Annotated in this window: 13 protein-coding genes; 11 read left to right on the top strand and 2 right to left on the bottom strand. The window is 61.8% G+C overall.

Annotated features, from left to right (window positions below):
* The 7 genes from AA309_RS13635 (at window position 1) to AA309_RS37225 (ending at window position 12,362) form a co-directional block, all read left to right on the top strand.
* Window positions 1–1,983 (top strand): heme lyase CcmF/NrfE family subunit, encoded by a 1,983-nt coding sequence (locus AA309_RS13635; RefSeq protein WP_047189524.1) that lies wholly within the window; start codon window positions 1–3, stop codon window positions 1,981–1,983.
* A gap of 3 nt (window positions 1,984–1,986) precedes the next feature.
* Complete coding sequence (locus tag AA309_RS13630; protein WP_047189523.1) at window positions 1,987–2,448, top strand: cytochrome c-type biogenesis protein; 462 nt, start codon at window positions 1,987–1,989, stop codon at window positions 2,446–2,448.
* A 108-nt stretch (window positions 2,449–2,556) separates the two neighbouring features.
* Window positions 2,557–3,774, top strand: coding sequence for a S1C family serine protease (locus tag AA309_RS13625; protein ID WP_047189522.1), 1,218 nt, complete (start codon window positions 2,557–2,559; stop codon window positions 3,772–3,774).
* 139 nt (window positions 3,775–3,913) lie between these two features.
* Window positions 3,914–4,615, top strand: coding sequence for a winged helix-turn-helix domain-containing protein (locus tag AA309_RS13620; RefSeq protein ID WP_047189521.1), 702 nt, complete (start codon window positions 3,914–3,916; stop codon window positions 4,613–4,615).
* A 10-nt stretch (window positions 4,616–4,625) separates the two neighbouring features.
* Entirely contained in the window at window positions 4,626–6,047 is a 1,422-nt protein-coding gene (locus tag AA309_RS13615) for a HAMP domain-containing sensor histidine kinase (protein WP_047189520.1), read from the top strand.
* Window positions 6,048–6,138: 91 nt separating this feature from the next.
* Window positions 6,139–9,123, top strand: a complete 2,985-nt coding sequence (locus AA309_RS13610) for a bifunctional [glutamine synthetase] adenylyltransferase/[glutamine synthetase]-adenylyl-L-tyrosine phosphorylase (protein ID WP_047189637.1) — start codon at window positions 6,139–6,141, stop codon at window positions 9,121–9,123.
* Between the two features lie 488 nt (window positions 9,124–9,611).
* Entirely contained in the window at window positions 9,612–12,362 is a 2,751-nt protein-coding gene (locus AA309_RS37225) for a calcium-binding protein (protein ID WP_052954706.1), read from the top strand.
* 102 nt (window positions 12,363–12,464) lie between these two features.
* On the opposite strand, the gene AA309_RS13600 is transcribed toward AA309_RS37225, so the two are convergent.
* The gene (locus tag AA309_RS13600) at window positions 12,465–14,795 is read right to left on the bottom strand and encodes a PAS domain-containing sensor histidine kinase (RefSeq protein ID WP_047189519.1); all 2,331 of its coding nucleotides are present in this window, start codon (window positions 14,793–14,795) and stop codon (window positions 12,465–12,467) included.
* 193 nt (window positions 14,796–14,988) lie between these two features.
* Window positions 14,989–17,646: an aminopeptidase N gene (gene pepN / locus AA309_RS13595; RefSeq protein WP_047189518.1), complete on the bottom strand. Its 2,658-nt coding sequence runs from the start codon at window positions 17,644–17,646 to the stop codon at window positions 14,989–14,991.
* Window positions 17,647–17,846: 200 nt separating this feature from the next.
* Here pepN and AA309_RS13590 point away from each other — a divergent pair, with 200 nt between their 5' ends.
* The 4 genes from AA309_RS13590 (at window position 17,847) to xdhC (ending at window position 23,187) form a co-directional block, all read left to right on the top strand.
* On the top strand, window positions 17,847–18,287 hold the full coding sequence (locus tag AA309_RS13590) for a VOC family protein (RefSeq protein ID WP_047189517.1): 441 nt from the start codon (window positions 17,847–17,849) through the stop codon (window positions 18,285–18,287).
* A gap of 123 nt (window positions 18,288–18,410) precedes the next feature.
* The gene (xdhA, locus tag AA309_RS13585) at window positions 18,411–19,892 is read left to right on the top strand and encodes a xanthine dehydrogenase small subunit (protein ID WP_047189516.1); all 1,482 of its coding nucleotides are present in this window, start codon (window positions 18,411–18,413) and stop codon (window positions 19,890–19,892) included.
* Between the two features lie 5 nt (window positions 19,893–19,897).
* Window positions 19,898–22,225, top strand: a complete 2,328-nt coding sequence (gene xdhB, locus AA309_RS13580) for a xanthine dehydrogenase molybdopterin binding subunit (RefSeq protein ID WP_052954719.1) — start codon at window positions 19,898–19,900, stop codon at window positions 22,223–22,225.
* Window positions 22,222–23,187, top strand: coding sequence for a xanthine dehydrogenase accessory protein XdhC (gene xdhC / locus AA309_RS13575; protein WP_047189515.1), 966 nt, complete (start codon window positions 22,222–22,224; stop codon window positions 23,185–23,187). Before xdhB ends, xdhC begins: the two co-directional genes overlap by 4 nt.
* Window positions 23,188–23,191: the final 4 nt, after the last annotated feature.

Here is a 23,191-nt window from a genome sequence, read left to right as displayed (position 1 = left end):
GTGTTGGTCGAGGCCGGACATTTTGCGCTGACCCTGGCGCTTGGGTTGTCCCTGATCCAGTTCGTCGTGCCGCTCTGGGGTGCGCGCGCCAACGATCCCGTGCTGATGTCGGTCGGGCCTGTCACGGGCATGGCCGTTTTCACCTGTATCAGCTTCGCCTTTCTGGCGTTGACCATAGCCTATGTGACGTCCGATTTCTCGGTCATGAACGTGGTCGAGAACTCGCACTCGGCAAAGCCTCTCATCTACAAGCTCTCCGGTGTGTGGGGTAACCATGAGGGCTCCATGCTCCTGTGGATCCTCATCCTGGCCCTCTTCGGAGCTGTGGTGGCACTTGCGAAGAACAGCATTCCACAGCGGCTGCAGGCCAATACGCTGGCAGTGCAGGCAGCGATTACCATCGCCTTTCTGCTGTTCATCCTGATCACGTCGAATCCTTTCACGCGCGTCATTCCGGCTCCCGCCGAGGGACAGGATTTGAACCCACTGCTGCAGGATCCGGGCCTCGCGATCCATCCGCCGCTTCTCTACATCGGCTATGTCGGCTTCTCGATCTCGTTCGCCTTTGCCATCGCTGCGCTGATCGATGGTCGCATCGATGCTGTTTGGGCGCGCATCGTTCGTCCCTGGACGCTCGGCGCCTGGGCTTTCCTCACGCTCGGCATCGCGATGGGCTCTTACTGGGCCTATTACGAACTCGGCTGGGGCGGCTGGTGGTTCTGGGATCCGGTCGAGAACGCCTCGCTCATGCCTTGGCTTGCCGGTACGGCGCTGCTGCATTCCACGGTCGTCATGGAAAAGCGCGATGCGCTGAAAGTCTGGACGGTCCTTCTCGCCATTCTCACGTTCTCGCTCTCTTTGCTCGGCACGTTCCTTGTGCGCTCGGGCGTGCTGACGTCGGTGCACTCCTTCGCTGTCGATCCGGAGCGCGGCAGCTTCATCCTCGGCATTCTCATCTTCTTCATCGGCGGCTCTCTCGCGCTGTTCGCCTGGCGCGCGCCCATGCTCAAGCAGGGTGGGCTGTTCGCGCCTGTCTCACGCGAAGGCGCTCTCGTGCTGAACAACCTGTTCCTGGCCACCGCCTGCGCGACGGTTCTGATCGGGACGCTCTATCCGCTGGCGTTGGAGGTTCTGACGGGCGAGAAGATTTCCGTCGGCGCGCCGTTCTTCAACTTCACCTTCCTGCCGCTGATCGTTCCGCTCCTGCTGCTGTTGCCGCTCGGCCAGACCCTCGCCTGGAAGCGCGGTAACTTCCTGGGCACAGCTCAGCGTCTTTACGCCGTGTTCGGTCTGTCGCTTCTCGCTGCTATGGCGATGTTCGCGTTCGAATACGGTGGGCCTGCTGCTGCGCCTCTCGGTATCGGTCTTGGCGTCTATCTGGTTCTCGGCTCTCTGAACGAGATCGTGACACGTTCCTGGTCGAGGGGCACGCCTCTGGCTGTCGCGTGGCGTAAAGCCGCCAATCTGCCGCGCTCTACCTGGGGCACGGTGCTGGCCCATGCAGGCGTAGGTCTGACAGTCATCGGCATCGCTGCCACGGCTTGGGGTGTTGAAGGACTGGCAACACTCAAACTCGGCGAGCGCCTCAAGGCTGGCGATTACGAAGCCAGACTCGAGCGCGTCATTCCTCGTGTGGAAGCCAATTACCGTGAGGACGTGGCGGTGTTCACAATCCTCCGGCAGGGCCAGGTGCTCGGGACGCTGGAGAGCATGAAGCGTCTTTACGTCACCCGTGGCATGCCGACGACTGAGGCTGGCATCATGACCGTCGGCCTCGGCCAAGTCTATGTCAGCCTTGGCGAGGTTGAGGCTGATGGTTCTGTGGGGGTGCGGCTCTATCACAAGCCTCTCGTGCTGTTGATCTGGATCGGCGCGCTCGTCATGGCTTTGGGCGGCGGCGTCTCTCTGACGGACCGGCGCCTGCGCATCGGCGCTCCGGCGCGGGCCAAGGTGAGCCCGGCCGCGCCTGTACCCGCGGAGTGAGCCATGCGGTTTGTTCTTGCTCTCTTGGCTTCCCTCGTTCTCAGCGTCTCGGCTTTCGCCGTTCAGCCGGACGAGGTGCTAAACGATTCCGCTCTGGAGAAGCGGGCTCGCGAGATCTCCGCAGGCCTGCGCTGTCTGGTCTGCCAGAACCAGTCCATCGACGATTCCGATGCGCAGCTCGCCAAGGATCTGCGCCTTCTCGTCCGCGAACGGCTCATGGCGGGCGATACGGACCAGCAGGTCCGCGACTTTCTGGTGCAGCGCTACGGCGAGTTCGTGCTGCTCAAGCCCACTTTCAGCCGCCACAATATGCTGCTGTGGCTGACCCCGGTGCTCGTGCTGGTTCTAGGAGGGATCGGAGCCTATGCGGTTCTCCGCCGGCGTCCGCAGGCTCCTGAAACACTCAACGAGGAGGAACGGAAAGCCCTTGAGGCGCTGCTCAGACGGGACCAATCCGCCTCCTGATCGAGAACCTTACCAACATTTCATCTTGGGGTGAGGGTACCGTAAGGCGCCAACCCCCATCTTCCTCTCAATACGAACCGAAAAAGGTTCTTTCAGGAGAGAGAAGACATGTTGGACAAGGTTTCCACTTCCTTTCGTAAACGTAGCGCGAAGTGGCTCGGTGCCGCGGCCGTTGCAGCCTTGATTGCCGGTGGCGCGGTTGAGAGCGGCCTCGTTGTCCCCAATCCAGCCCATGCCGAGCTGCGCTCCATGTCGCAGCCGATCCAGAACGTGCCGTCCTTCGCTGACGTGATCGAGCAAGTGAAGCCTGCCGTCGTCGCCGTGAAGGTCAAGGTGCAGAACGTGGCCGACAGGGACAATGACGACGAGGATGGGCCGCAATTCTCGCCGCCCGATCTGCCGCCCGGCCATCCGATGGAGCGCTTCTTCCGCCAGTTTCGCGATCAGTTCCCCGGTGAGCGTGGTGGCCGTGGTCCCCGTCAGGAGCGTCCCCGTCAGTTCGGCCAGGCTCTGGGTTCAGGCTTCTTCATCTCGGCTGACGGCTATGTCGTGACCAACAACCACGTCGTCGACAATGCCTCCGAGGTGCAGGTGACCATGGATGACGGCAGGACACTCGATGCCAAGGTCATCGGAACCGACTCCAAGACCGACCTTGCCCTGCTTAAGGTCGAGGGCAATGACTTCCCCTATGTGCGTCTCGCTGGCCAGAAAGCCCGCATCGGCGATTGGGTGGTCGCCATCGGCAACCCGTTCGGCCTCGGCGGCACGGTGACGGCGGGTATTGTCTCGGCCCAGCATCGTGACATTGGCGCCGGCCCTTACGATGACTTCATCCAGATCGACGCCTCGGTGAACAAGGGCAATTCCGGCGGCCCGACCTTCAACCTCTCGGGCGAGGTTGTGGGCGTGAACACGGCGATCTTCTCGCCGTCCGGCGGCAATGTCGGCATTGCCTTCGCGATCCCCGCGAGCACGGTCGACCAGGTCGTTACGGCGCTCAAGGAGAAGGGCTCCGTGACCCGCGGCTTCATCGGCGTGCAGATGCAGCCGGTGACCAAGGAAATCGCGGAAGCGATCGGCCTCAAGGAGCCTAAGGGCGCCCTCGTGGCCGAGGCGATCAAGGACGGTCCTGCCGCAAAGGCTGGTGTCCGCACGGGCGATACCATCATCGCTGTGGACGGTCAGCCGATCAACGAGGCGAAGGACCTCTCCCGCAAAGTCGCCCAGGTCGCGCCCGGCAAGACCTTGTCTCTCACCCTCTGGCGTGAGGGCAAGGAACGGACGGTGACCCTGGAGGTCGCAAGCCAGCCGAAGGGCGTCTGATCCTTGGGACATGAGTAGGGACACCAGGACCTTAGGTGTTGATTGCCCCCGACACCTGGTGTCTTCTGCCCGCGGCAGGTTGGCCTTCTCCCTCCAGGGCCGGCCTGCCGCTGGGCTCACATCGCGTTACAGATAGGCTATGCGGATTCTCATCATCGAGGACGACAAAGAGGCGGCCTCCTACCTTGTGAAGGCATTTCGGGAATCGGGCCATGTGGCGGACCATGCTGCCGACGGCCTCGATGGCTACGCCATGGCCGAGGCGGGAGATTACGACGTACTCGTGGTCGATCGCATGTTGCCGAAACTCGACGGCCTCTCCCTCATCCGCTCCTTGCGCGAGCAGAAGGTCGAGACGCCGGTTCTCATTCTCTCCGCCCTTGGCCAAGTCGACGATCGCGTGAAGGGCCTGCGGGCCGGTGGCGACGATTATCTTCCCAAGCCTTATGCCTTCTCCGAGTTGCTCGCCCGCGTTGAGGTTCTCGCGCGCCGCAGAACATCTGCCCCCAGCGGCGAGCCGACGGCCTATCGCATCGCCGATCTCGAACTCGACCGCCTGTCCCACCGTGTCACGCGCTCCGGTCAGGAGATCATGCTGCAACCGCGCGAGTTCAGGTTGCTCGAGTATCTTATGAAGAACGCCAACCAGGTGGTCACGCGCACCATGCTGCTCGAGCATGTGTGGGATTATCACTTCGATCCGCAGACCAACGTGATCGACGTTCACGTGTCACGCCTGCGCTCCAAGATCGACAAGGGCTTCGACAAGCCGCTCATCCATACCATCCGAGGCGCAGGCTACATGGTCCGTGTAGGCTCGGCGGAGGAGGGCGAGGAATGAGTGTATTCTCATGACGGCCCTCGGCAAGCTCTTCCGGACCACCGCGTTCAAGCTGTCCTTCGCTTATCTTCTCGTCTTCACGCTTTTTGCCTTCGTGACGCTCGGCTATGTGGCCTGGAGCGCGCAGAGACTGCTGACCGATCAGTTCGTTGCTGCTATCGAAGCAGAGATCAATGGTTTGTCCGAGCAATACAGGATCGGCGGCCTTCGTCGTCTTGTGAACTCTGTTGATCGGCGCTCTCGCGCGCCTGGCGCTTCTCTTTATCTCGTCACCACCAGTGTCGGTGAGCGGATCGCCGGCAATGTCGGAGCCCTGCCTCCCGGTGTGATTGACCGCGTCGGACAGTTCGAGACGCTCTACAATCGCACCGACGAGACGGATACGAAGCCGAACGTTGCTCTTGTTCGCGTCTATCTCCTGCCAGGCGATTTCCGCCTGCTGGTCGGCCGCGACATCGAAGAGCGCATCCGCTTGCGCGACATCATCCACCGGGCCTTCGGCTACTCGTTGTTGTTCATCGGGGTTCTGGGCTGCCTGGGCAGCTGGTTCATCGCACGGCGCGTCCTCAAGCGGGTCGACGATATGACGGATATTACGCGCGATATCATGGCGGGCGATCTCGACGGACGCTTGAAGGTTGCCGGAACGGGAGATGAGCTCGACCGTCTCGCGCAGAACCTCAACGACATGCTCGACCGCATCGGCGAGCTGATGCGCGGCATGCGCGAGGTCTCCGACAATATCGCCCATGACCTGAAGACGCCTTTGACGCGCCTGCGCAACAAGGCTGATGAAGCGCTGCGGACGGCCAAGACGCCCGACGAGCTGAAAGCAGCGCTCGAAGCCACGATCGAGGAGAGCGACAATCTCATTCGCATCTTCAATGCGCTTCTCATGATCGCGCGGCTTGAGGCCGGCAATGCCCGTGAGGCTCTGTCCGACTTCGACGCCGCAGAAGCCGTCCGGGATGTAGCGGAGCTTTATGAGGCTTTAGCCGAGGAAGCCGGTGTTTCTCTCGACGTTTCCATTGAGAATGGGTTGCCGATCCACGGCAATCGTGAATTGCTGGGCCAAGCCATGGCCAACCTCCTCGACAATGCCCTGAAATACGGCGCAGCTCCTGATGGAAGTCGACAGACAATTTTCGTGTCGGCCCAGCGCATCGGCCAGGAGGTGAGGATTGTCGTGGCGGACCATGGCCCCGGCATCCCGGAAGAGGAGCGCCATCATGTCCTGGAGCGCTTCGTGCGGCTGGAAACGGCGCGCTCGCGCCCGGGCTTCGGGCTGGGATTGAGCCTTGCTGCCGCCGTGGCCCGGCTCCATGGGGGAAGCCTCATGCTGGAAGACAATGCACCAGGCCTGCGCGTCGTGTTGATCCTGCCCTTGAAGGACGTTCCGGTTCCGCAGACCGCTCTGCCATCTGCGGCCTGAGCCAGAAGTCGAAGGTAGGAGGGGCAATTTTCGGTTGCCTCTTGCTCCGTGGCATGAACACTCACCTCATCTAGACCATGGGTGATTGGCCGTGCCGAACCAGAACCGCTCTCTCATCAGCCGCCTGACGCAGGCTCCACCCGTTTCCGACCTCAAGAGGGCGAAGGTACAACTGGCGGAGTTGATCGAGCGCGTCCGTGAGGAGCCGGAAGCCGCCGCGCTTCTGCCGCACCTTGAGGAGGGGCTGTTCCGCGACCTCCTTCTGGCGCTTGCCGACTACTCTCCCTTCCTCTGGCAGCTCGTGGCGAATGATCCCGTGCGTATGGCACGGCTTGCGCTGGAGGAGCCGGAGGTGGTCCATCCCTCCATCATCCATGATCAGGCCAATCTGTTCCGCCGCGTGCGCTCGGGCGGGATGACCCGCGATGAGGCTGTGAGCGCCTTCCGCCGGAATCGGAACTCCCATGCACTTCTCGTGGCCTTGGCCGATATCGGCGGGCTTTGGAGTACGGAGCAAATCACGCAGGCTCTGTCCGATTTCGCAGATGCTTCCGTCGCCGGCGGTCTGAACCTGATCCTTACCGAAACAGCCGATCTGGGTCGCATCACACTCCCCGATCCCGATACGCCGGGCGAGGGCTCGGGCGTTACGGTGCTGGCGCTCGGCAAGCATGGGGCAGGCGAGCTCAACTACTCCAGCGATATCGACCTTGTCATCTTCTTCGATCCCGAGACGCCGGCGCTGAAGGAAGGCGCCGAGGCCACCACCATCTATACCCGCATCGCCCAGCAGCTTTCCCGCCTTCTGCAGGAGCGCACGCCTGACGGTTATGTGCATCGCGTCGATTATCGCCTGCGTCCTGATCCCGGCTCCACGCCCACCGCCATGTCGCTGTCGTCGGCCTATGTCTATTACGAGACTCTCGGTCAGAACTGGGAGCGTGCGGCCTTCATCAAGGCGCGCCCTGTGGCGGGCGATCTGACACTTGGCGAGACTTTCCTCAAGGAGCTGCGTCCCTTCATCTGGCGCAAGTATTTCGACTTCGCCTCCATCGCTGACGTGCATGCCATGAAGCGGCAGATCCACGCCGTGCGCGGGCACGATGAGATCGCGGTGGCCGGTCACGACATCAAGCTCGGGCGCGGCGGAATTCGCGAAATCGAGTTCTTCGTTCAGACACAGCAACTCGTCTTCGGAGGCAGGCGTCCCGCTCTTCGTGGACGACGGACTCTCGACATGCTCCTCGAGTTGCACAATGAAGGCTGGATCACGGCGCAGGCGCGCGATGAACTTTCCCATGCCTATCGTTTCCTGCGCACCATCGAGCACCGGCTGCAGATGGTGGCGGATGAGCAGACGCAGCGTTTGCCCTCGGATGAAGAAGAGCTCAAGCGCTTTGCGAAATTCTGCGGCTATCCCAATCTCAAAGCCTTCTCAAAAGCCCTGACGGATCAGGCGAAGATCGTGCAGGGCCATTATGCACTGCTCTTCGAGGAAGGACCTGAGCTCGCCTCCGAAGTGGGAAGCCTCGTCTTTACGGGTACGGCCGACGATCCCGAGACGCTTGCCACGCTACAACGCATGGGCTTCCGTGAGCCCGAGAAAGCAGCCGAGACCGTACGTGGCTGGCATTTCGGCCGGCGTGCCGCCATCACGAGCCAGCGCGCCCGTGAGGTGTTGACGGAACTCACACCCGCTCTGCTCTCAGCTCTCGGCGGCACAGCCGATCCCGACGGAGCTCTGGCCGCGCTCGACAGCGCCTTCGGCCGCATGCCGGCTGCTGTAGAGCTCCTCACCATCCTTCAATCCCATGACAGACTGCGCCTGCGCTTCGCGGACTTGCTCGGAACGGCTCCGCGCCTTGCCGACACCGTGGCGCAGTCACCCCATGTGCTCGACGTACTGATCGACCCAGCCTTCAACGTACCGCTCGTCGATGAAGCGGCCATCGAAGAACAGGTGCGACAGATCATCGGCAATCCTGAAAGCTATGAGGATTTTCTCGACCGTGCCCGCGATGCGGCACGACAGATGCGCTTCATCACCGGCGCGCGACTTCTCTCCGACATCATCTCCCCGGCCCAGGCAGGCGAGGCCTATGCCGCCATCGCGACCGCCATCGTCCGTGTTTCGTTCGAGCGCGTGCGCCGGGAATTCGAGGCCGAACATGGCACGGTGCCGGACGCGGAAATCGTCATCCTCGGGCTGGGACGTCTCGGCACGAAAGAACTCACGGCAGGCTCGGATCTCGACCTCGTTGTCATCTATGATTTCGACGAGGAGCGGCGCGAGAGCACGGGACCTCGCCCGCTCGACGTGGTGGTCTACTTCACGCGTTTGACCCAGCGTCTCGTCGCGGCGCTCACGGTGCCGACGCGGCGAGGGCTCCTCTACGAAGTCGACCTGCGCCTTCGTCCTCAGGGAGGGAAGGGACCCGTCGCCTCGCAGTTCAAGGGCTTCGTCGCTTATCAGCAGAGCGAGGCTGATCTGTGGGAGCACATGGCCTTGACCCGGGCGCGCGTGCTGGCGGGGGACGATGGCTTGGGTGTGAGAGTGCAGGCGGCGGTACGGCAAATCGTGGGCGCCCAACGAGAGCCGGAAAAGGTCTTCGCGGAGGTCCGCTCCATGCGCGAGCTCATCGCACAGGAAAAAGGCGACGATGATCCTTGGGATCTCAAGCTCGTGCGCGGTGGGCTGACCGATCTCGACTTCATCGCGCAAGGACTCGTGCTCGCGTTCGGCGCAGCGCATCCGTCTCTCATCGGCCATGCGTCTGAGGAAATGTTTATGGAGGCCGGCAGGGCCCGGCTCGTCGACGAGGGCAGCGCAAAGGCTCTCGTGGAGGCGCACCGCTTGTTCCATGCAATCTTCCAGTGGCAGCGTCTCACCATCGAAGGACGCTTCGACCCAGCCTCCGTCCCACCCGCCATCCTCAAGCGGCTCGCGACTATCGCCGGGCTGCCGAATCCGAAGGTGCTCCTGCACCATCTGAAGGAGACGGAAGGCCAGGTGGTTGCCATCTACGACAGCGTCTTGAATGCGCGCGATGGTCGCAAATCCACAACTCTCCGCTAGTAATGGGGGTACCGAGCGGCTGGCGGCGAGCCGTGACCGCAGTGTCGGATCGACGGGCCGGGGAAGCAAAATAACAGGACATTACGTTGAGGGTGCGCCTGTTTTCCGGCACATGACGAAGCAGTATGAGAAAGGTATTCTTGTATCGCACTTGAACAAATTTCAATGAAATGCAGGATAGATTTATATTTAAATGTAATCGTTGAATTCCAGAAAGTATTTTTCGTTATATTAGCTATAAGTACGGCGAAGTTTCCTGTCTTAAGGTTTGTTCTTAACATATAACTATTTACATAACTTTTGGTTGTATGACATAAATCCTCGATTGTGTGCGCAAAATCACTTGCGCGAGTTCCGATACTATATATTATTTCAAATGTTTAGAGGTGAACGACGCTCATGGGCCGCACTGGACGGAGAACGGGCGTTCTTTAGCCCCGCCGAGCGTCCGCTAACCGGAAAGTCGGCGTCACAGAGGAAGCGGAAACATGGCAACGATCGCGGACATTTTTTTGCAGGACTTGCTGCGCGTCTTAAACGGCACCCTGGGCTCTTACTGGGGCACCGGAACGAGCGGCAACATCACCGGCAACCCGACGGGAGGGTCAGGCACAGGATCGTCCTATCCGCCGGCCGAATCAGGATCCTCCAACACTCAGACTGAATCGCCCAGCTCGACGGGGTCGACCAACACTCAGACTGGATCGTCCAGCTCGACGGGATCGACCAATACCCAGGCCGGCGATGGGACGGGTACCGAAGCCGAATACATCGATATTGACGCCGTCTACGATCCCATCACCAACCGAACTGTCGGTGCCGATAGCGTCCGCATAATAGTTAGGGTTGAGAACGGTACCATCACCTCCCTCGTCTCCGAGAGATACATCCTAACTGAAGACCCGGAAGGCGGGTCTCCTTACTACCGGGTTCACATTGATACCGGGGAAGCGGGAACAGGCTATCCTAACGATATCAGTGATGGGACGACTGGCTCCGACAATCTCGGAACGCAGGATTATTCCTCGAATGAACCCATCGCTGGTCACAGTTTTCTCGATGAGAATGGCAATCTCGTCTATGTGGACATGTCGATCTATGCGCCGCGCCTCCTGCCAGGCGAAACGCCCAGCACAATTGATTTCCTTGTTCAAGCGGCCTCCCAACTGGGATATAGTTTTCATTTAATTTTGTCTGGTGAAACCGGAATTAATTGCTCTCATGCGGAATATGAGACCGAGATCCGTGCCAGGATGAATGAAGCCTATGAAACGTACGGAGAGCATTTTGCACCAGATCATATTCACCCTACTGCTTTCTATGTGGATGGAAGCAACAAATCCGTCGCTGTTGTAATCAGTTCGACGCTCGGCACATCCGCCGATGATATGCTTAAGGGACGCGGGCTTCTGTTTGGCGGTGGTGGCAACGATTTCGTCATCGGCTCATCATATGGAGATCTGCTCACTGGCGATGCGGGGAACGACACGCTGAGCGGCGCGGATGGCAGCGATACCCTCGGCGGCGACGGCGACGATAGCCTCGTCGGCGGCTTCGGCAACGACGTGCTCAAGGGCGACGGCGGCAACAACCTGCTCGAAGGCGGCGGCGGCGCCGATACCCTCGACGGCTCCGGCGGCTTCGGCGTCGCCTCCTACCAGCATGCCTTCATCGCCGTGACCGCGAACCTGGGCGATGCCGCCGCCAACACCGGCGAGGCGGCCGGCGACGTGTTCATCGCCGTCAACGGCCTCTGGGGCTCGGCCTTCCACGACACGCTGATCGGCAATGCCGCCGCCAACTGGATCATCGCCGATGCCGGCAACGATCTCGTCGACGGCGGGGCCGGTGCCGACACGCTGTACGGCTCGACCGGCGACGACACCCTGCTGGGCGGCGCGGGCAACGATGTGCTCCATGGCGAGACCGGCAACAACCTGCTCGAGGGCGGCGCGGGGGCGGATACCCTCGACGGCGCGGGCGGCTGCGGGGTGGCGTCCTACCAGCATGCCACGAGCGGTGTCACCGTGCATCTCGACGGCTCCGGCAGCAACAGCGGCGAAGCGCAAGGCGACGTGTTCGTGTCGATCGTCGGGGCCTGGGGCTCGGGCTTCGCCGACCAGATCTTCGGCGGCACCGGGGCCGACTGGATCGTCGGCGATGCCGGCAGCGATCTGCTCGTCACCGGCGACGGCAACGACAGCCTCTATGCCGGTACCGGCCACGACACCCTGCAGGGCGGCGCCGGCGCCGATCTCCTCGACGGCGGCGAAGGCTATGACCTCGCCTCGTACGAGGATGCGGCTTCCGGCGTCATCATCAACCTTGCGACCGGTGAAGCCGCCGGCGACACGCTGTTGGGCATCGAGGCGGTGGCCGGCTCGGCCTCTGCCGACCAGCTCTATGGCGATGCGGGCCAGAACTCGCTGTTCGGCAATGCCGGCCACGATTATCTTGCCGGCTGCACCGGCAACGACCTGCTCGATGGCGGGGCCGGCGACGACCGCCTCTACGGCGGTGCCGATGCGGACGTGCTCACGGGCGGGCTCGGCAACGACCTGCTCAACGGCGGGGCCGGCGCGGACGTGCTGGACGGCGGGGCGGGAAGCGACACGGCGGATTACAGCAGTGCTGTGAGCGGGCTGGTGGCGAACCTGGCCTCGTTCTATGCCAATACGGGCGAAGCCGCCGGCGACAGCTATGTCGGGATCGAGAACCTGACCGGCTCGTCCTATGCGGACCAGCTGACCGGCACCAGCTCGGCGAACGGGCTCGACGGCGGCGGCGGCAACGACCTGCTGTCGGGCGGCTCCGGCAACGACACGCTCGAAGGCGGGCTCCGCTATGGCTACGACACCCTGGTCGGCGGGGCCGGGTCGGACGTGCTCACGGGCGGATTGGGCCAGGACGTGTTCGGGTTCGATGCGGTGCCGGGGGCGGGCAACGTGGACACGATCACCGACTTCGGGGTGGGAACCGACAAGATCCAGCTCTCGGGCGCGACCTTCAAGGGCCTGGCGGCCGGGACGCTCTCCACGGCGGCGTTCAAGCTGGGCACGGTGGCCACGACATTGGATCAGCACATCCTGTACGACAGGACCACGGGCGAGCTGTTCTGGGACGCGGACGGGTCGGGCACGGCCTCGGCGGCGGTGAAGTTCGCCACAGTGACGGCGGGCACGGCGCTGAGCGCGACCGACTTCCTGGTCGTGGCCAGCGGCGTCAGCATGGGCTGGTGAGCCAACCGCTGCACCGGCGCAGCGGATGAAAACAGACAAGGCGCGGCTCCGAAACGGGTCGCGCCTTTTGCTGGTTGTCTAGTGTTAAAGAATGCGCGTCGCTTACGCGGCAGCCGCATCGGCAAGAGCGATGTCGGCATTTGTGGCCTCCGTGAGCGGCAGGTGGACGAGCACGATGGTGCCGAGGCCTTCCTGGCTCTTGATGCGAAGCGAGCCGCCGTGCAGCTCGGCAAGCGAGCGGGCAATCGCAAGACCCAGGCCCGAGCCCTTGTAGCTCTTCGAGAACTCAGTCTCGACCTGCTCGAAGGGCTGGCCGATCTTGTGCAGGGCATGGTCCGGAATACCGATGCCGTTGTCCTCGACATAGATGTTCACCGCGCCGCCTGCGAGACGAGTGCGCACTGTAATGCAGCCGCCTTCGCTCGTGAACTTCGTCGCGTTCTGAAGCAGGTTGACGAGGATCTGGTGCAGCGCACGCTCGTCGGCCGGAACCATGATGTCTTCCGGGTTCACGTCGACGGAGACCGAAAGGTTCTTTGCCTTGGTCTGCTCGCTCACAAGTCTCAGCGCACGCTGAATCGAGGCGTGAACCTCAAGCGACTGCTTCTTCAGCGTCGTGCGGCCGGCCTCGATGCGCGACATGTCGAGAATGTCGTTGATCACGGACAGAAGATATTCACCGCTCGAGCGGATGTCCGCGCAATATTCTTCGTACTTCTCCGAGCCGAGCGAACCGAAGATGCCGCTCTGCATCACTTCCGCGAAGCCGATGATGGCATTGAGCGGTGTGCGCAGCTCGTGGCTCATGTTGGCCAGGAATTCCGATTTGGCGCGGTTGGCGCTCTCGGCCTGCGCCTTCTGGTCGAGATAGCGTTCGGCGAGATCCGCCAGCTGGTGCGTCTGCGCTTCGAGTTTCTGGCGCGATTGCTTGAGATCGAGTACGGTGGCGATGAGTTCCTTCTCGGACTCAACGAGGCGATGCTCATGGCGCTTGAGCGCGGTGATGTCCGTGCCCACGGACACATAGCCGCCATCCTTGGTGCGGCGCTCGTTGATCTGTAGCCAGCGGCCATCCTGAAGACGCGCTTCGAAAGTACGGGCGCCCACATCCTGCTGCTCGCGGCGCAGGAACTGGTGCTGCACTTCCGGCGGACGGCCAAGCGCCATTACTTCTGCATAGGACTTGCCCTGGAGATCGGCGTCCGGCGGCAGCTCGTGGAGCTTCTGGAATTTCGAATTGCAGAGCACGAGATTATTGTTCGCATCCCAGAGCACGAAGGCTTCGGAGATGGCCTCGATGGCATCGTGCAGGCGCGCATCGGCGCGGGCAGTCTTTTCCTCCAGGCCGCGCTGCTCGGTGACATCCACGGCGATGCCGACGAGGTGGCTTGCGGCGTCGTCCGGATCGTTCATCAGCTCCGCGCGGGCGCGCAGCCACACCCAATCGCCCGTCACGCTGCGAATGCGGAATTCGAAATCGGCAAGAGAGGTGGTGGCGGAAGCCAGCTGTTCGGCGAGTGCGTAAAGATCCTGATCCTCGGGATGGATCATGGCGTTCACTTCACCGAACGAGAGAAACTCGTCCTGCCGCTCGTAACCGAGCAGCTCATACATGGAGTCGGACCAGTAGATGCGTCCGCGTCCGATATCCCAATCCCACAGGCCGCAGCGTCCACGATTGAGGGCGGAGTCGATGCGGTCGCGCACCTTCTCGCAAACCTCATCGGCAGCGCGAGCGCGGTTTGCCTGCATCATGTAGGCGACGCCGATCCCGAGAAGCACCATGATCGTCGCACCAAGGAGGGAGACATGCCCGATGGTGCGCGTCCACCAGCCGGAAAGAACATGGGGCAGAGGCTGGATGATAGCGATCTGACCGGAGGAGGAGGGAAGCGAGCGAACGGTCGCAATGCCCTCGTTGCCGTCAGACATTCTGATCGTCATCACACCCGCACGATCCGCGAACAACGCCAGTGGTTGCGCATCGCCTAAAACCTCAGAAAGCGTCTGCGGCACGCTATCCGTCTGCGGATGCATGGCAAGCACAGCACTGGACTGGCCGATGAGAAAGAGGCTTCGGCTCTGGCTCAGGGCGCTGGCTGGCATTTCCTTGATGAGGGCGGCGAGTTGCGCGGCAGCCTGTGCTTTGTCAGCGGGAGCGCGATAGGTGCCGAGCTTGGCGGACGAAAGCGAGGCAATGATGTCGATGTCCTGGATCGCGTCGAGCATAGCGTCGCGTCGGCCGTCGCGGATCTGAACCCAGGCGCTGCCGGCGAGCGTGATGAGAAAGATAATGAGAACGGCAGGAACTGCGAGCCGGAGCAAGGATTCGTACTGCTCGAGCCGACGATAAGCCGGGTTCGCGTCCGATCGCGCTACGCCCAGAATCGTACCCGTGCGCGCGGGTACGCATGCGGTCACCGCCCCCGCCATGCGATGCTCCCTTCGGAACCGTTACTGTCCTCATTCGGAGGACGTGCCGCATCTCTCCGAATCACTAACAATAGAATCACGGGTGGCTGATTTGTCTAGCTATGCCGACGGTTTGGTTAATAAAAAATTCTTATTCCCGGCTCGGCCTGGGGATAGTTCTGGATAAGTCGCGGTGGCACTTGTCACTGTGATCTTAATCTTGGCCGGCTGTGTTTTCTTCAAGCGACCGATTCACAATGTCTCCTACATCGCGGGAAAGATTCGGTTTTTGCGCGATGGATTGCAGCGCGCGCCGCGCGTGAGACCGGCGTGTCGATTCCATCATCTTCCACGTGCTGAAGGCAGTGAGCAGACGTGATGCGAGTTGTGGGTTCAACTCGTCGGCACGCAACACGATGGATGCGAGGAGCGCATAACCTGCTCCGTCCTTTCGGTTGAACTGAACCTGATTGAGCATCGCGAAGCTTCCGATCAAGGAGCGCACCCGGTTCGGGTTGTTGATGGAGAAGGCGGGGTGCTCCATCAGGCGCTTCACACGATCAAGCGTCGTATCCTCCGGGATGGCTGCCTGCAGAGTGAACCATTTGTCGAGAACGAGAGGTTCGTTGCGATAACGCTGCTCGAAATCTCCTATGGCGTTCTCACGCACCATGCCCGGAATCGTCATGAGTACGCCCAAGGAGGCGAGACGGTCCGTCATGTTGCTGGCCGTCTCGAACTGTTCGCTCGCGAGCTTCTCCCCCGCTTGCTGATCTGCGGCCGTCAGGAGATCGAGGGCAGCATTGCGCAGCGCTCGTCTCCCGGCACTGGCCGCATCCGGGCTGTAGGCTTCGGTCTCAGCGAGGGTACGGTAGAAATCAGTCAGGTGCTCGAAGCAGGCGCGGCCGATGTGCCGGCGCACCTCCTTGCGGGCACGATGGATCGCATCGGGATCCACATCCTTGCCAATCTCCTGAGCGATATCGGCCTCGCTCGGCAGCGTCAGAACGAGCGCGGCGAAGGCAGGATCGCTCAAGGCGTCCCTATCCATGAAGGAGCAGAAGGCGGAGGCGAGCGAGTTCATCTCCTCATCGCGTACTGCGACACCTGTCGAGAGAGATACGAGCATACGCATTGCAACCGTCTGCGCCGCCTGCCAGCGATTGAAGGCATCCGTGTCGTGCCGGAGCAGCACGAGAAGCTCTTCGCTTGAGAGGTCGAGAGACACCTTCACCGGTGCCGAGAAGCCGCGGAAGACGGACGGAACAGGGCGGGAGCTTACGCCCGTGAAGGTGATGCTGTCCTCAGCCTTATCCAGAAGAAATACGCCGCGCGTACTCACGCGCTCGCAGGCCGCCTGCATGGGCTGCCCATCCTGGCTCACGAGACCCAACACGACAGGGATCACCATCGGCTCCTTGGTGGGCTGTCCGGGCGTTGGAGGAATCTGCTGCTTGAAATCGATGCGATAAGTCTTTGCGGCCTCGTCGTAATGTCCGTGCACGTTCACGCGCGGAGTGCCGGATTGCGCGTACCAATGCGAGAAGTGGGAGAGGTCTCGGCCCGTCACATCGGCGAAAGCCTTCAGGAAATCCTCGACCGTCGCAGCGGTGCCGTCGCAGCTTTCGTAGTAGAGATCCATCCCGCGCCGGAAATCCTCATCGCCAATGATGGTCTTGAGCATGCGCACAATCTCGGCGCCCTTCTCGTAGACGGTGGCGGTGTAGAAGTTGTTGATCTCCCGATACTGGCTCGGGCGAACCGGATGGGAGAGGGGGCTCGAGTCCTCCAGGAACTGCCGTGCCCTCAAGGTTTTCACCTCTGCGATGCGATGCACCGGGCGCGACCGCTCGTCGGATGAGAATTCCTGGTCGCGGAAGACCGTCAGGCCCTCCTTCAGGCAGAGCTGGAACCAGTCGCGGCAGGTCACGCGGTTGCCGGACCAGTTGTGGAAGTACTCGTGCGCGATGATCGCTTCGATATTCGCGTAGTCCGTGTCCGTCGCGGTCTCAGGCGAGGCGAGCACGTATTTATCATTGAAGATGTTGAGGCCCTTGTTCTCCATCGCGCCCATATTGAAGTCGGATACGGCGACGATGTTGAACACGTCGAGATCGTATTCGCGGCCGAAGACCTTCTCGTCCCAGATCATGGAACGCTCGAGCGCATCGAGCGCATAGTCGGCACGATGCTCCTTGCCGGGCTCTACATAAACGGCGATCTCCACTTTACGTCCGCTCATGGTCGTGAAAGGCTTTGCAACACGGCCCAGGCGTCCGCCGACGAGTGCGAAGAGATAGGACGGCTTCGGGAAAGGATCGTGCCAGATGGCATAATGCCGGCCGGTGCCCTCGACAGCGCCACTCTCGACCGGGTTGCCATTGCCGAGCAGTACGGGAGCCTCCACCCGCTCAGCTTCGATGCGCGTGGTATAGACGGCGAGTACATCGGGGCGGTCGAGAAAATAGGTAATGCGCCTGAAACCTTCCGCCTCGCATTGCGTGCAGTAGTTGCCGCTGGAGCGGTAAAGCCCCATGAGTTTAGTGTTCGCCGTGGGGTCGATCTCGGTCTCAATGGTGAGCCTGAAGGGCTGCTGCGGTGGCTGGGAAATCACGAGAGATTGGGGCGAGGCCTCGAACTCCCCAACCTCCAATACACGCTCATCGAGCGCGATCGCCTTCAGGTTGACCTCGTCGCCATCGAGCACCAGCGGCACGTCCGAACGCCCGGCTGGGTTGGGCCGCATGGAGAGCGTCGCCGTCACCTTCGTCATCGTGGGATGAAGCCTGACATCCAGCTCGACACGGTCGATCAGGAAATCGCTCGGCCGATAATCCTCAAGGCGGACAAGCTGGGCGACATCGGTGCGCATCGGCAACTCTCTGTGAAATGTGATTGCGTTATAGCTTAGGGGCTCGGCGGTAAGGGGCAAGATTGTCTGAATCGACTAGCGATAAAAGTCACGCCCACTTGGACAATTCCAAGGCTTTTTCCGGGGGTATAAAGCATGAGGCTTGATCTCTCCGCCAAATGCGCCATCACGGTAAGCCGAACGCATAGGAGAGATGGTCTATGGAATACCTCCACACGATGGTCCGGGTCTCGAACCTGGAGCGATCCCTCGATTTCTTCTGCAACAAGTTCGGCCTCGTCGAAGTCCGCCGGACGGAGAACGAGAAGGGCCGTTTCACCCTTGTCTTCCTGGCGGCTCCCGGGGATGCGGAGAAGGCCAAGGACACCAAGGCCCCGCTTCTGGAACTCACCTATAACTGGGACGAGCACGAATATTCGGGTGGCCGGAATTTCGGCCATCTCGCCTACCGGGTCGATGATATCTACGAAACCTGCCAGAAGTTGATGGATGCCGGAATTACAATCAACCGTCCGCCTCGCGACGGCTACATGGCCTTCATCAAGACTCCCGACAACATATCCATCGAATTGCTGCAGCGCGGCGAACCCAGGCCTGTGCAGGAACCCTGGGCTTCCATGCCGAATACGGGTACCTGGTAAGCTCAAGGGTTCGCGGGAAGCTCGAGAAGAGCCCTCGAATGGTCCTCTTGGCGAAAAGCCCTTGCTCCGTCATTCTTCCCGGCCCACCATAAGAGGCCGGGAATAACCCGGCGGAGGAAGATCTTGGCACGAGACGCAATCCGCTTCTGGCGGAATGGACAGCCCATTGAGGTTTCTGGCTTTCACCCGCGCACCACACTCCTGGACTACTTGAGACTTCAGGAACGCCGGGTTGGAACGAAGGAGGGCTGCGCCGAAGGCGATTGCGGTGCCTGCACGGTGGCTCTCGGCCGCGTGCGGGGCGGGCGCGTTCATTACGAGCCCATCAATGCCTGCATCCTGCTGCTGGGCCAAATCGACGGCGCAGAGCTCGTGACCATCGAGGATCTGGCGAAAAGCGGAGAGTTGCATCCGGTCCAGTCCTCCATGGTGGCGCATCACGGCTCCCAATGCGGCTTCTGCACGCCCGGCATCGTGATGAGCCTGTTCACGCTCTATCAGGAAGCCGAGCGGCCTTTAGATCGTGAACGTATCAACGATGCTCTGGCAGGCAATCTCTGCCGCTGCACGGGTTACAGACCCATCGTCGAGGCGGCCCTCGATGCCTGCGCGAGCGCACCGCATGACGCATTCTCTCAAGCGAACGAGACAACGGCGCGTAGTCTCGATGAGCTCACCGATGGTCAGGACATCTTCATCGGCTCTGACACCTGCTTCTTCGCTGCTCCCGCGAGCGAAGCCTCTCTTGCGGCTCTCTATGCGCAGCATCCCGATGCCACACTGGTCGCCGGCTGCACCGATGTCGGCCTTTGGATCACAAAAGGCATGGTCGAGCTGGAGAAGATCATCTGGCTGGGGCGCGTCGCTGGCCTCGACTGGATTGAGGACAGCGCCGATACGCTAACCATCGGCGCGACGGTCACGCATACGCAGGCTTTCGCGAGCCTTGGATCGATCGATCGCGATCTCAGCGAACTCATGCGCCGCTTCGGATCGGCCCAGGTGCGTGCTTCGGGAACGGTCGGCGGGAATATCGCCAACGGCTCACCCATCGGCGATCTTGCACCCGCGCTCATCGCCCTCGGCTCCACGCTTGAGCTGTGCCAGGGCGAGAACACCCGCGTCATTCCCCTCGATAATTTCTTCATCGCCTATCGCGAGCAGGATCGCCGGCCTGGCGAGTTCGTGCGCAGGATCGCGGTACCGAAGCTGAAGGCGCATGAGACCTTTCGCGCTTACAAGGTCTCGAAGCGCTTCGACGAGGATATCTCCGCCGTCATGGGCGCCTTCAAGTTCATGCTTGATGGCCGCCGCGTCGCCGAGGCCCGCGTCGCTTTCGGCGGCATGGCGGGCATTCCGAAACGTGCCACGGAAACGGAAGCCGCGCTTGTTGGCGTTTCCCTCGATGATCCGTCCAGCTGGGGCGAGGCAATGGCCGCGATCGCCCGCGATTACCAGCCTCTCGGCGATCATCGCGCATCGGCCGCCTATCGCGCGACGGTGGCTCGAAACCTCGTGTTCAAGGCCCTGAGCGAGACGGCCTCGGGCGAAACCCGCGCCACGCGGATCATTGGCCAGCGCGAGGCGCTTGAGGCGGCGGAGTAGTGGCCATGAACGCCCCCACCAAACCCATCGACGCCGAGACGCTCCGCCACGTCCGTAAGCCTCTGCCGCATGATTCCGGCCCCAAGCACGTGCAGGGCGTTGCGCAATATATCGACGACATCCGCGAGCCGGAGGGCACGCTCCACGTCGCCGTCGGCCAGGCGCCGAAAGCGCGCGGTCGGCTGGTCTCGCTGGATGTCTCCGCCGTTCGTAATGCGCCTGGCGTGATTGCTGTTCTCACGGTCGCCGACATTCCCGGGAAGAACGACGTATCGCCTGCCTTCGGCGACGATCCTCTGTTCGTCGACAGCGAAATCAGCTTTCTCGGACAGGCCGTCTTCGCCGTCGTCGCAACAAGCCGCGATATCGCACGGCGTGCGGTGAAGAAAGCAGTGATGGAAATCGAGTCCGAGACGCCGAGCATCACTGTCGAGGATGCGCTGGCGCGCGGGGAAACCGTCCTGCCGGATTATTCCTATGGTCGCGGCGATGCGGATGCCGCTATCGCCACAGCGCCTCACAAGCTCGAAGGTCAGTTTCGCATTGGCGGGCAGGAGCACTTTTACCTTGAGGGCCAAGTAGCCTTCGCTATTCCGGGCGAGGATGGCGATGTCCACGTCTATTCCTCGACGCAGCATCCCACGGAAGTGCAGCACGTCGTCGCCCGCGTGCTCGACATTCCGGATTCTTATGTGACTTGCGAAACCCGTCGCATGGGTGGTGGCTTCGGTGGCAAGGAGAGCCAGGCAACGCAATGGGCCGTGACGGCGGCTCTCGCCGCGCGCATCACGGGGAGACCGTGCAAGATCCGTCTTGATCGTGACGACGATTTCCTCCTCACCGGCAAGCGGCACGATTTCCGCTGCGACTGGCGCGTCGGCTTCGATGACGAGGGGCGCATCCAGGGTTACGGCGTCGATCTGCTCGCACGGTGCGGCTATTCGGCGGATCTCTCCGCCGGCGTGGTGGACCGCGCGATGTTTCATGCGGACAACGCCTATTGGATGCCTGCCGTCCACATCTCCTCGAAACGACTGAAGACCAACACGGTGTCCAACACAGCCTTCCGGGGCTTCGGCGGTCCGCAGGGAATGCTCGCCATCGAGCATGTGATGGATCAGATAGCTTGGGCGACAGGCCGCGATCCGCTCGATGTGCGCTACGCCAATTTCTACCGGGGGGCCGAGAACCTTACACCTTATGGCATGGAGGTGGAGGAGCCCGATACTCTCCACAACCTCGTGCGCACGCTCGAAGAGACCTCGAATTACCGCATTCGCCGCGAGGAGATTGCGGCTTTCAACGCCTCCTCGCCGATCATGAAGCGCGGAATCGCGCTGACCCCCGTGAAATTCGGCATCAGCTTCACGCTGACCCACATGAACCAGGCGGGAGCTCTGGTGCATGTGTATCAGGACGGCTCGGTACATCTGAACCATGGCGGCACTGAGATGGGGCAGGGGCTGTACATCAAGGTGGCTCAGGTGGTGGCCGAGGAATTCGGCATCGGCATGGAACGCGTGCGTATCACGGCGACGACGACGGCGAAGGTGCCCAATACCTCGCCGACGGCTGCCTCGTCCGGCTCCGATCTCAACGGCATGGCGGCGAAGATCGCGGCAGGTACGATCAAGAAGCGCATGATCGCCTATGCTTCCGAAGCTTATAGCGTGCCGGAAGACCAGATCGAGTTCCGCGACGAACGCGTGTTCATCGGCAACGAGAGCATTCCTTTCGACGAGCTTGCAAAGAAGTGCATCCTCGCCCGAGTCCAGCTCTCAGAAGCAGGTCATTATAAGACGCCGAAGATCACATGGGATCGCGCCAAGGGTACGGGCCGGCCCTTCTTCTACTTCGCCTATGGCGCAGCGTGCTCCGAAGTCATCGTCGATACGCTGACTGGCGAGAACAAGCTTCTGCGTACGGACATCCTTCACGATGTCGGACGCTCTCTGAATCCAGCGATCGACGTGGGGCAGATCGAGGGCGGCTTCGTGCAGGGCATGGGCTGGCTCACCACCGAGGAACTGGTATTCAGCAAGGAAGGACATCTGCTCACACATGCGCCGTCTACCTACAAGATCCCGGTGGCCTCTGATGTGCCTGCCGATTTCCGCGTGGCGCTTTATCCCAATGCCAACCGGGAAGAGACGATCTACCGCTCGAAGGCCGTGGGCGAACCACCGCTCATGCTGGCCAACAGCGTGTTCTGTGCATTGGCCGATGCGATACACTCGCTCGATCCCTCGAAGCCTGTGCCGCTGAATGCGCCTGCGACGCCGGAGGCGGTCCTGCGTGCCTGTGAGAGCTTGCGGGGGAGGCCGATGGGGTGAGGGTCTGGCGACAGCTCACCGATTTTATCACGCGGCATGGGGCTGCAGCCCTGATTACCGTGCACGAGGTAAAAGGCTCTGCGCCTCGTGAGAGAGATGCGCGCATGGTCGTGCGGCCCGATGGCGCTTTCCACGGTACCATCGGCGGCGGCCAGCTCGAATTCCTCATGCTCGACATCGCGCGCGAGATGCTGAGCCAGGGGCGCGGGCCTGCACGCATCATCGATCAGGCGTTGGGGCCCGATCTCGGCCAATGCTGCGGCGGGCGCGTGAAGATCCTCATCGAGACGTTCGACAAGCGCGACCTCGATGACATCGCTCCGCTTGTCGAAGCGGAGGCCAAGGGCGGCCTCTTCGATATCGAATGCCGGATGCAGGAAGGACGCGTCTGGCGCGAGCTGGCATCGGAGGCGGATGTCGCCCCTGGCTCCAAATGGCGCGAGACTCATGGCGAGGACCGCACGCCCGTTCTGCTCTTCGGCGCAGGACATGTAGGCCGCGCGCTCGTCTTGGCGCTTGCGCCGTTGCCATTCGCCGTTCGCTGGCTCGATGATCGGGAAGATGCCTTTCCCTCCCATGTCCCGGCGAACACGTCCGCTATCCGCATGCGAAGCCCTGAAGCCGAAATTGCGGAAGCGAGGCCGGACTCCGTCGTCCTCGTGATGACGCACGATCATCCGCTCGATCTGGCGATCACGGCTGCGGCCCTGCGGCGCGGCTTTCCCTATGTCGGCCTCATCGGCAGTGCGACGAAGCGGGCCCGGTTCGAGAAACGTTTCCGGGAGCTGGGGCTGCCTCAGGAGCGGATCGCCTCGCTGGTCTGCCCCATTGGGGTGTCCGGCATCACGGACAAGGAGCCGGCCGTGATCGCGGCTTCCGTGGCGGTCCAGCTGCTCCAAGTGCGGGAGCGCCGGCAGCTTGACCGAAATCTCTCGCCTCTCGCTGTCTCAGGCGGTACATAGGCCC

The organism is Microvirga vignae (assembly GCF_001017175.1).
Lineage (GTDB): Bacteria > Pseudomonadota > Alphaproteobacteria > Rhizobiales > Beijerinckiaceae > Microvirga > Microvirga vignae.
The sequence above is the reverse complement of the archived record's forward strand: the minus strand, read 5'-3'. Positions and strand labels throughout refer to the sequence as shown.

Bases quoted from the DNA above. Each gene is read 5' to 3' on its own strand.
- AA309_RS13630 (WP_047189523.1), top strand. From the start codon at position 1,987: ATGCGGTTTGTTCTTGCTCTCTTGGCTTCCCTCGTTCTCAGCGTCTCG.
- AA309_RS13625 (WP_047189522.1), top strand. From the start codon at position 2,557: ATGTTGGACAAGGTTTCCACTTCCTTTCGTAAACGTAGCGCGAAGTGG.
- AA309_RS13620 (WP_047189521.1), top strand. From the start codon at position 3,914: ATGCGGATTCTCATCATCGAGGACGACAAAGAGGCGGCCTCCTACCTT.
- AA309_RS13615 (WP_047189520.1), top strand. From the start codon at position 4,626: ATGACGGCCCTCGGCAAGCTCTTCCGGACCACCGCGTTCAAGCTGTCC.
- AA309_RS37225 (WP_052954706.1), top strand. From the start codon at position 9,612: ATGGCAACGATCGCGGACATTTTTTTGCAGGACTTGCTGCGCGTCTTA.
- AA309_RS13600 (WP_047189519.1), bottom strand. From the start codon at position 14,795: ATGGCGGGGGCGGTGACCGCATGCGTACCCGCGCGCACGGGTACGATT.
- pepN (WP_047189518.1), bottom strand. From the start codon at position 17,646: ATGCGCACCGATGTCGCCCAGCTTGTCCGCCTTGAGGATTATCGGCCG.
- AA309_RS13590 (WP_047189517.1), top strand. From the start codon at position 17,847: ATGGAATACCTCCACACGATGGTCCGGGTCTCGAACCTGGAGCGATCC.
- xdhB (WP_052954719.1), top strand. From the start codon at position 19,898: ATGAACGCCCCCACCAAACCCATCGACGCCGAGACGCTCCGCCACGTC.